Genomic DNA, 9,756 nt, shown 5'->3' with positions numbered 1-9,756 from the left:
ATGCCATTTTCCAGGCGATAGCCTTCTGTGGGCGTAATCAATCGGTGATCTACAAACAACTTATTGGTACTGGGTTTGCGTCCATCGCCGTCATAAATGTAATAGTCATCCCCATCTCTATGTAAGACGGCTTGGCAAGCGGAGATGACGCGCCAATCATCTGGAACAATTAGATCGGCGAAAGCGCGATCGCGTCCCAGTATGTGTCGGTCTGCTGTCATTTCTAAAGGTGGTAAAATCTGCCCCTGATTATTTAGCACCAGATAGGGATTGGTGCTGATAACAGTCCGCTGCCCTGATTGGCTGGTCATTGCATTCTCTGAAAGTGGGTAACTTTTTTTAGGAAAATGAAACCTTTCCGAGGTTTCTCCTTCTTTATCCTTCTTTAACTATTGGTAAATTTTGCTGAAACTGCTAGAAATGTCCTGAATACCTGATGTTATCTTCTAAAGAAAACCTTACGCGGTGAAGGCCAATGATGCCAACGCTGTTGGACAATCGCTATCGCATAATTCAGACGCTGGGCGCTGGTGGGTTTGGCGAAACCTTTCTGGCAGAAGATATCCATATGCCTTCGGGTCGCCGGTGCGCGATCAAGCGACTCAAGCCGGTGACGAATAATCCCCAGTACCAGCTAATTAAAGATCGATTCCAACGCGAAGCCGCCATCTTAGAAGAGTTGGGCGAAGGCAATTACCAGATTCCCCGGCTGTATGCTTACTTTGCGGCTGGCGATCAGTTCTACCTAGTTCAGGAATGGATTGAGGGGGAAACGCTGGCTCAAATGGTGCAACAGCAGGGATCACTCAGCGAGAGTTCGGTGCGGGAAATTTTGGTAAATCTATTACCTGTCCTAGATTACGTGCATCACAAAGGGATTGTCCATCGAGATATTAAGCCAGCCAACGTGATTGTGCGAAAACGGGATACCAAACCCGTCTTAATTGATTTCGGGGCGGTGAAAGAAACGATGGGCACCATCATCAATTCTGAGGGGCGTACCATCAGCTCAATTGTAATTGGAACGCCTGGATTTATGCCTAGCGAGCAGGCAATCGGACGCCCACTTTTTTCGAGTGACTTGTATAGTTTGGGTTTGACGGCGATTTATCTACTGACCGGAAAACTCCCTCAATCCTTAAATATCGATCGTGACAGCGGCGAGATTCTGTGGCATCAGTACACTTTGAATGTTAGCGCCAGTTTGCTGGCGGTGCTGGATAAGGCGATTCAGTCTCATCCGAGCGATCGCTATACGAATGTCCAAGAAATGCTTCATGCTTTAGAAACTCCAGTCTCTCCAATTCCCCCCACAGTTCCTTACATTCCTCCGTCAGTCGTTTCTCCACCCCCAGAAAACACTTATCAGCCATCCACGGTGCCTTCTTACCCTCCTGAAGTTGCTTCTTTACAAACCGCTGCGGTGTCATCCTCCCAACCTGTTGCCACCAGAACTATCTCCGATTCAAGAGATTGGCAGAAGGCAGTAATTTTAGGCAGTGCGATTGGGGTAGCAATTCTGGGTGGTATTTTATTCACAACTGGAAAGTTACCAAGTTTTTTTGCTAACCGTTCTCCCAATATAGAAAACCCTCAGCAAGCTCAACAAGAAGCTGTCGCGTTAATTAATCGGTGGGTAAACAGTAAGCGAGAAATATTCGCTCCCCCCTTTAATCGTGAACTTGCTGCCGAACTGACCACGGGACAACTCTATGAGAATACCGTTAGTAAGGGCGGCTCAATGGCTTGGCTAGAGAATAACAATGCTTACTACCAATACGGCGTTCAAAAAGTCGGAGATGTTGAACAATTTATTGTGGATGGCGATCGCGCAACTATCGAAATCAGGGTAACTGAAGAACGTACTCTCTATAAAAACGGTAATATCGACCCCAACGAAACTGACTTCAAAACTCGACTGGTGCGATACACTTTGCAATCAGTAGACAGCAAATGGAAAATACTTGAATACAAAACGATCAGGGAAATTCAATAAATACCCGTGCAGTTGCTCTGTTCAAAATTATTTAAAACTGGAAATCAGGAAAACTTAAAAACCGTAAGGTGTAGCTCGTGGGTCAGCAACCACAACCAAAACCGCATAAACGTGCCCAACAAATTGCCAAATTTAAAGCCAGACGTGCAGCTCGTGCCCATCAAGTCAAGAGACGGGTGCGACGGCTGCGATTTGCGGCTTTAGCGATCGCCTCCGCTACAATCTTTACAACTTGTGGATTAACGTTAAATCGGTTGTTAACTCAGCGTCCAGCAGTCGTATCCGAGCAACTAAATTCTACCTTGCCGGTACTTCCCCCTTGGGTTAAAACTGCATTATTACCTCTTCCATCTCGCCTACCCGGACGTAATAGCTCACAACTTGTCTACAACGTCAAGACTCCGCCGAACTTTAAACAGAGCCAGGAGTTGGAAGAAATTGTTGATGAGGTTGTGAAATTGGCAACTGAGAAAGACTTACCCACAAAGCCTTTATCTATTACCTTAATCGATGTTAAAACGGGTGAAATTGCCGGATATAAACAAGATACCTTGAGATATCCTGCTAGCGTCATCAAAATGTTTTGGATGGTGGCTCTCTATGGCCAGATAGAAAATGGTATTTGGGCAGACGAAGGTGCATTTTCTCTATATCTGTCCAAAATGATCAAGGAGTCTGATAACGAGGCATCTAGCGTCATCCTTGACCTGTTAACCGATACGCAATCTAGACCGAAAATAGAAAATGATGAAGAGTTTAAAATATGGCTAGATAAGCGTCAACAAGTTAATCATTTTTTTAGAGAAGCAGGCTACAAAGACATTAATATTAGCCAAAAAACTTATCCAATCCCCTACCTAAGGCTTCCAGAGCCTCTAGAGATTGATTTGCAAATGCGAGGCGATCCCAAAGACCCCATTCGGAATAAGATAACAACCGATCAGGCAGCTAGACTCCTGTACGAAATGTGTGGAACTGGACAGGCTGTTTCCTCAACTGCCAGCGAAAAAATGTGCGGATGGCTGAGAAGAGATTTGCGTCCAGAAATGAGGACACTAGAGTCAAAAACCTGGGGTGACTTCAACCCCATCCAGGAATTTTTTGGCGAGGCTTTGTCTGATGTGGATATTGATTTTTACTCAAAGGCGGGTTGGACTTCTTTTTCGCGCCAAGAAGCGGCATTCGTCGCAACCAGAGATGGTAGCACCGTTTATATTTTGACAGTCTTTGGTGACGATGCCGCTTACGCCCAAAATAAGACAATTTTTCCCAAAATGTCTCGTTTAGTCTTCGATCGCATGGTCGCCCGGAATTCCCCCTAGGAACAAAAGAGGGATTAGATTACCTAAAAAATCACCTCAAAAAAAAAGGAGCCTTCTTTATACTCCTGAATCGTAATTCCTGTTTAGCTTCAGGAAATTACTTCATTTCTATTCGGTGATTTTTTGCTAAGTAGGCGGATGCAATTAAATTGAAGATTTTCGTAGATTTTCGTAGGTTAGTTGGAAAAACGCAAGGAAACCCCAAATCTGCATGAGTTACGCGATCGCTTTCCCATCCTACAAATAATTAATCCCGCCTACTGAATGGCTAATGGCTCATTGAAAAAAGCCATTAGCCATTAGCCTTTTACTTAACTGCTACCTTCGCACCAGCTTCTTCCAACTGCTTCTTGATATCAGCAGCTTCTTCTTTGGCAGCGCCTTCTTTAACTGGCTTGGGAGTAGATTCTACCAAGTCCTTAGCTTCCTTCAGACCCAGACCCGTGATGGTGCGGACTACCTTAAGAATGGCAATCTTCTTATCAGCTGGGACATCTTCCAGAATCACGTCAAACGCAGTTTGCTCTTCAACGGGTTCCGCAGCAGCAGCAGCACCAGGAGCCGCCATCATCATCATTCCACCAGCAGGGGCAGCAGCACTAACGCCGAAAGCCTCTTCAATCTGCTTAACGAGTTCAGAAGCTTCCAGCAGAGTCAGTGATTTTAGTTGATCGAGAATTTGGTCAGTTGTAGCAGACATTTCAAAACTCCAGTAACGTTATTTTTGTTACAGCCTGCCTAGGCAGGCTTTGTTTGTGTAGCCGCGAATCCATTCTTTAGGCGTTTAGGTAGCTGCCTTCATCGGCAGACTTTGTACCTGTAACCGCCAATTTATTCCTCAGACGCTGAGGCAGTAGCAGTTGCATCGCTTTCGCCGTTGCCACCTTCTTGCTGCTGCTCGGAGACCGCTTGTAGTCCTCTTGCCAGCGAAGCTGGAACTTCGTTGATAGCCACAGCAATCTTGGTTGCCAAGCCATTGATAGCTCCAGCAATTTGCGCCATGAGTTGTTCCTTGGAAGGCAAATCTCCCAGCGCTTTGATGTCAGCTTGGCTCAAAGCTCGACCTTCCATTACACCACCACGAAGTTCTGTCTTCTTAGTGGCTTTTTGGAAGTCTTGGTAAGCCTTAATTGCGCCGCTCAAATCGTCCTTGACTAGCAAGAAAGCAGAAGAACCTTTAAGGAATTCTGACATCGGTTGCCAGTTGGAATCACCCTCAATGGCAATTCCCATCAGCTTGTTCTTGCTTACCTTGCAAACGGTGCCGCTGGGACGCAGCCGCCGCCGCAAGTCCATAATCTCCGAAACTGATAACCCCTGGTAATCGATGACGATTGCCAGCTGAGCTACATTTAAAGTTTCTTTGATTTCAGCGACCATCGCCCGTTTATCTTCCGGCGTTCTACCCATGTATCTTTCACCTCCTTTAGAAAATGCAGAATGCCAAACCTAAAAAAGCCCAATTAAAAACCCCAGCGGTTGAGCCGGGGTTACGCAATATCCCAAGGAACCCTTTTCAGGGTTCGCATTTTTGGTGCAGCTTCTGCCATGTTGCGTGTGGCGAGAAGATTGACCTTAATGCGGTAAAGTCGCAAACCTAGGCAGGAAATTAAGCCATTAGCTCCTGCTGTCTCCGGCGCGTGCTATTCAGTTAATTGGGCTGAAAACTTTAAATCTTGCTCCTGTTGTTTACTCAATCGATTGCTCCTGTAAGGGTGGGAAACCCTTGCCCCTACAGGGCTGAATCTTAGGCAGCTTCAGTCAGCTTTAGATCGCGCAGGGCGTTGATGTCAATTTCAATCGATGGCCCCATTGTCGCAGATATGTACACTGTGCGCCAGTAGCGACCCTTGGCTCCAGAAGGACGGTTACGGTCAATCGTTTCCTGTAACGCCTTAAGATTCACGAGCAAATCTTGAGTTGGGAAGGCAGCCTTGCCAAACAAAACGTGGACGATCCCAGTACGGTCAGCTCTGAATTCTAACTTACCGGCTTTAAATTCAGCAATCGCTTGCACCAGATCGAACGTCACCGTCCCACCTTTGGGATTGGGCATCAAGCCACGGGGTCCGAGCAAACGTCCCAGTTTTGCTACCTGGGGCATCATATCCGGTGTCGCCAGCAGCAGGTCAAAATCCATCATGCCTTTTTGGATTTGGTCAATCAGCTCTTCGGAACCGGCAATATCAGCACCGGCATTGCTAGCTTCTTGTACCTTTTCCCCTCTGGCGATTACGGCAACTCGAATCGTTTGTCCAGTTCCTTTAGGCAAAGCCACGGTTGTTCGCAGCTGTTGGTCGGTGTATTTGGGATCGATTCCCAGGCGGATATGCGCCTCAGCAGATTCAGGAAACTTAGCAGTGGCTGTCTCTTTTAAAAGGTTGAGAGCCTCTGTGGGTTCGTAGGGTCGATCTTCGACTTTCTTTTGCAGCTCTTGGAGCCTACGGGATACTTTCTTTGCCATATTTTTCTCCTGGGGTCACTAACGAGATGTTACCTCTCCCCCGATTGGGTTTACGTTGCCAGCTTTCCGCTTGCTTGCAATTAGCGAATCAAAGAATCGCTATTCGTTAATAGTAACGCCCATATTCCGGGCAGTTCCTTCCACAATTTTCATTGCCGCATCAATGTCGTTGGCATTGAGATCCGGCATTTTAGTTTGAGCAATTTCTTGCAACTGTGCCTTTGAAATTGACGCCACTTTTTTCCGGTTTGGTTCGTTGGAGCCTCGCTCAATGCCAGCTGCCTTACGAATCAGAACGGATGCCGGTGGTGTTTTAAGAACAAAGGTAAAACTGCGGTCTTCATAGACTGAGATTTCTGCCGGAATTACCATCCCAGCTTGATCCGCTGTTTTGGCGTTGTATTCTTTACAGAACGCCATGATATTGACCCCGTGCTGACCGAGCGCTGGTCCCACTGGCGGGGCAGGGTTAGCTTTGCCCGCATTAAGAGCTAGCTTGATGATTGCAACAACTTTCTTTGCCATCTTAACTATTTAGCTTTGTTTCTGAACCTGATTAAACTCCAATTCTACCGGCGTATTGCGTCCAAAAATGGATAGTGACGCCTTCAGCTTGCTTCTTTCTGGGCTGACTTCAATGACCTCGCCTTCAAAATCTTTAAACGCACCAGAAAGGACAATAATTTTATCTCCTGTAGCCAGATGAGTTTTCACTACTGGCTCTTGCTCGGTAGCTTGTTTAAAGATACGTTCGACTTCTGAAAAACTCAGCGGCAAGGGTTTAACGTGTCCGCGTCCCCGTCCGTAACGGCGTTTCTGTTCTGCACCGACAAAGTTAATCACGTTTGGGGTGTTCTTGACAACCTGCCAAGCTTCATCGTCCATCTCCAATTCACCATCTGCCCCAGGAGTTAGCCGCATCCGGACTAGCACGTAGCCGGGAAAAACTTTTTCTTCCGACTCCTTGCGAGTGCCATCTTTGAGCATTTTCAGGGTGCGAGTTTGAGGAATTTCCACCTGGAGAATGCGATCGCGAACATCAAGAGTTTGAATCCGCTGTTCTAAGTTTGTCTTGACACGCTTTTCACATCCAGATGCCACCTGAACAGCGTACCACCGGGATTTTACCGAGCCATCTGACGTGTCTTCGAGTTGATTGAAATCCTGTGGATTGTCGGTTGCAAAACTCATCCGAACACCTGCTTTGCTGCCCAAGCAAAGAAACCATCAACCAGATAAATTAAAACTGCCGAAAGAGTTACCATTAACAGCACAGCAGCAGATTCGCTGAGCAATTGCTGCCGACTGGGCCAGACGACTTTATTCAGTTCGTCTTTGGTTTCCTGAAAAAAGGTTGATATATTAAACCCAGTTGTTTTTGCTTCGCTCTCGGCTTCGTTTTTCTTTGCCACAATATCTCTCCCGTTAATACAGCTCTTGAGCAGTTCATTTCTACCGCTTTTAGCTGTGTACAGCCTAATGTGCTGCCAATCTACGCAGATACCGATGCAATCGTTGGGTCTAGCACCTGACTTAGGCAATACTGATGAACCACCTACACAACACAAGTCTACCCGAAAGTAAACGTTTTTGAGGCTGACTATGCAACCACAGGAATGCTTTCGGGCAGAGCTTTGATGCCTAAGTTCTGAGTCCCTCTAAGTTTTCACTCTGTTAGCGCTGTTGCGCTACTTCGCGAACACTCTTCAGTTCTCAGTCCTGTTTTGTGATGAGAGCGCGCCCTGGAGGACTTGAACCCCCGACATCAGGTTTTGGAGACCTGCGTTCTACCAACTGAACTAAGAGCGCACAGGTGGATTTGAGAGCGAGAGGCTGAACTTTTCTCTATTTAAGTTTAACCCCTAGCGGCGTCAATCGGGAATAGCCTTGTCCAAATTGGACTACAGGCTACGGTCAAAGCGTTGTTTAACGCGAGTGGCTTTCCCAACGCGATCGCGCAGATAGTATAGTTTAGCACGACGCACCTTACCCCGACGAATAATCTTGATGCTTTCAACTCGGGGAGAATGGAGCAGAAATACCCGCTCAACGCCTACTCCCTGAAATACCCGCCGTACGGTAATCGTACAGTTAATGCTGCTACCGCCCTTGGCAATAACGACGCCTTCATAGGGCTGCGTCCGTTCTTTACCGCCTTCCTGGATAATTACCCCAACCTTAACGGTGTCGCCCACATGGATAATGGGCAACTCTTTTTTCAGATGCTCCGCTTCAATTGAGCGGATGATTTCCTGAGCGTTCATTGGTTTCGCCAAAAAGTCACAGCCTTTAATCTTATATCAAGAGCTAGGTATACGTCTACCGGGAATCTCTGAATTTTCCCAAGTTTTTACTTTTGTAGGCAATATAGTGCTAGGGGAATTCAGGATTGGAAGTTCTAGATTCTCACTCTCCAATCCCAAAAACTTCATTGTTAAGTCTTCATAGTCAAGTAGGGTAAGCAGTCCCTACTTGACTAACATTCTGGTTCAGAAAGGATTAGCCTCTTGCCGATTCGGGCAATATCTAACGCTGAAACTTACGGCTTGATGGTATCCACTGCTGCTTGAACTTTGGCTACAACAGGCTGGGGAAGAGGCACGTATCCTAGCTCTTCACTGTACTTTTGTCCTTCGTTTAACGACCACTTCAAGACATCCTTGAGGGCTTTTGCCTCGTCAGGATTCTCATAGGTCTTGTAAGCCATGACCCAGGTATAGGTGACAATTGGGTAAGAATTCTCGCCCGTTGGGTCGGTGATAGAAACTTGCAAGTCTGTGGGCAGAGTCACTGCGGCTAGCGTGTTAGCCGCGCTTTCGCTGGAGGGTTCAATAAACTTGCCCGCTTTATTTTCCAGCGCCGCTACAGGGATATTTTGTTGCTTGGCGTAGCCGTACTCGACATAACCGATGGCACCATCACTTTGCAGGAGTTGAGCGGTGACGCCTTCGTTGCCTTTGGCACCCACGCCGACAGGCCAGTTGACAGTTTTACCGTCGCCAGGACCACTTTTCCATGCCGGACTAATCGCACTCAGATGTTTGGTGAAGACTGCTGTAGTACCGCTACCATCGGAGCGATGGATAACAGTAATCTCCCTGTCTGGTAAATTCACCCCAGGATTGGCTTGGGTAATTCTGGGATCGTTCCACTTCTTGATTTTGCCCAAGAAGATATCGGTGTAAACTGCACGCGGTAGCTTGAGACCTTTGACATCGGGCAGGTTGTAGGCTAGAACAATGCTGCCTGCTGTCATGGGTAATAACACAGCACCCTTGCCAACCTTGGTGATTTCCTCCTGTTTCATCCCCGTATCGCTGGCACCAAAGTCCACCGTTCCCTGGGTGAACTGTTCCACACCAGCGCCGCTACCAACTGATTGATAGCTGACTTGGACGTTGGGATTTTGCTTGTTGTACTCCGAGAACCACCGCTGATACAAGGGAGCTGGAAAACTGGCACCGGCACCAGTTAAGGAGACGTTGCCACCGCCACCACCGTTTGCTGCGGCAGGAGTGGCGCTACCAGGGGTTCCTGCCGTTGGACTGGTGGAAGGAGTTGTGTTTGGCGACTGACAGGCAGTCACGCTCAGTGAGAGGGCAATAAAGGGAACGAGAAAAGCCCGTCGTGTTGAATGCATTGGAGAAAACATACTGAATCTTTGAGTCTTTAAAAAGCTGACGCTGAAGAATTGTCAAAAATGCTAGGTGCATGTTCTTTCCTGGCGGTTATTGTCGTTTTATTTACTGCCAGGAAGTAGAAATGAACTAGAGCAGATGAAAACCAACTCTACAAGATAGCGTATTTACAAAATTAAAATGCTACCCCTGCCGATCTTTATGCTAGTTCTGTAAGTTTAGGTAAAGGTAAGGCTTTGGTAATCTACAGGTTAAGCAAAGATGATGATTGCCAGCAGGGAAGCGCAGATCGAAGCAGTTTCGGAGGCTTGGATCTGCACAAGAAAGTGCGATCGC

The 9,756-nt window shown here is 47.1% G+C and carries 11 protein-coding genes, 1 tRNA gene and 1 other annotated feature; of the genes, 2 read left to right on the top strand and 10 right to left on the bottom strand.

Annotated features, from left to right (window positions below):
* A partial coding sequence (locus tag H6F50_RS13355; protein ID WP_190429067.1) for an FHA domain-containing protein occupies nucleotides 1-311 on the bottom strand: 311 nt, incomplete at its 3' end.
* 164 nt (nucleotides 312-475) lie between these two features.
* Between H6F50_RS13355 and H6F50_RS13350 the strand changes: the two genes are divergently transcribed.
* Together H6F50_RS13350 and H6F50_RS27950 are read left to right on the top strand one after the other, a co-directional pair.
* Nucleotides 476-1,996, top strand: a complete 1,521-nt coding sequence (locus tag H6F50_RS13350; protein ID WP_190429066.1) for an IMS domain-containing protein — start codon at nucleotides 476-478, stop codon at nucleotides 1,994-1,996.
* Nucleotides 1,997-2,073: 77 nt separating this feature from the next.
* On the top strand, nucleotides 2,074-3,318 hold the full coding sequence (locus H6F50_RS27950) for a serine hydrolase (RefSeq protein WP_190429065.1): 1,245 nt from the start codon (nucleotides 2,074-2,076) through the stop codon (nucleotides 3,316-3,318).
* Nucleotides 3,319-3,625: 307 nt separating this feature from the next.
* Here the strand turns inward: H6F50_RS27950 and rplL are convergent, their stop codons facing one another.
* The 9 genes from rplL to pstS all read right to left on the bottom strand — a co-directional run bounded on the left by rplL (nucleotide 3,626) and on the right by pstS (nucleotide 9,434).
* On the bottom strand, nucleotides 3,626-4,018 hold the full coding sequence (gene rplL, locus H6F50_RS13340; protein WP_190415192.1) for a 50S ribosomal protein L7/L12: 393 nt from the start codon (nucleotides 4,016-4,018) through the stop codon (nucleotides 3,626-3,628).
* A 131-nt stretch (nucleotides 4,019-4,149) separates the two neighbouring features.
* Nucleotides 4,150-4,728 (bottom strand): 50S ribosomal protein L10, encoded by a 579-nt coding sequence (gene rplJ / locus H6F50_RS13335; protein WP_190415193.1) that lies wholly within the window; start codon nucleotides 4,726-4,728, stop codon nucleotides 4,150-4,152.
* Nucleotides 4,729-4,773: 45 nt separating this feature from the next.
* Nucleotides 4,774-4,973, bottom strand: a sequence feature (ribosomal protein L10 leader region).
* A gap of 92 nt (nucleotides 4,974-5,065) precedes the next feature.
* Entirely contained in the window at nucleotides 5,066-5,782 is a 717-nt protein-coding gene (gene rplA / locus H6F50_RS13330; RefSeq protein WP_190415194.1) for a 50S ribosomal protein L1, read from the bottom strand.
* A 99-nt stretch (nucleotides 5,783-5,881) separates the two neighbouring features.
* Complete coding sequence (gene rplK, locus H6F50_RS13325; RefSeq protein ID WP_190415195.1) at nucleotides 5,882-6,307, bottom strand: 50S ribosomal protein L11; 426 nt, start codon at nucleotides 6,305-6,307, stop codon at nucleotides 5,882-5,884.
* 9 nt (nucleotides 6,308-6,316) lie between these two features.
* A complete protein-coding gene (nusG, locus tag H6F50_RS13320; protein ID WP_190415196.1) occupies nucleotides 6,317-6,973 on the bottom strand; it encodes a transcription termination/antitermination protein NusG in 657 nt (218 codons plus the stop codon).
* Entirely contained in the window at nucleotides 6,970-7,194 is a 225-nt protein-coding gene (gene secE / locus H6F50_RS13315; RefSeq protein WP_190415197.1) for a preprotein translocase subunit SecE, read from the bottom strand. Before secE ends, nusG begins: the two co-directional genes overlap by 4 nt.
* 324 nt (nucleotides 7,195-7,518) lie before the next feature.
* Nucleotides 7,519-7,591 (bottom strand) — tRNA-Trp (locus H6F50_RS13310).
* A gap of 92 nt (nucleotides 7,592-7,683) precedes the next feature.
* Entirely contained in the window at nucleotides 7,684-8,046 is a 363-nt protein-coding gene (gene rplS / locus H6F50_RS13305; protein WP_190415198.1) for a 50S ribosomal protein L19, read from the bottom strand.
* Between the two features lie 275 nt (nucleotides 8,047-8,321).
* A complete protein-coding gene (gene pstS, locus H6F50_RS13300; protein WP_190415200.1) occupies nucleotides 8,322-9,434 on the bottom strand; it encodes a phosphate ABC transporter substrate-binding protein PstS in 1,113 nt (370 codons plus the stop codon).
* Between the last annotated feature and the right edge of the window lie 322 nt (nucleotides 9,435-9,756).

The sequence above is a fragment of the Coleofasciculus sp. FACHB-712 genome (genome assembly GCF_014695635.1).
GTDB lineage: Bacteria > Cyanobacteriota > Cyanobacteriia > Cyanobacteriales > FACHB-T130 > FACHB-T130.
The sequence above is the reverse complement of the archived record's forward strand: the minus strand, read 5'-3'. Positions and strand labels throughout refer to the sequence as shown.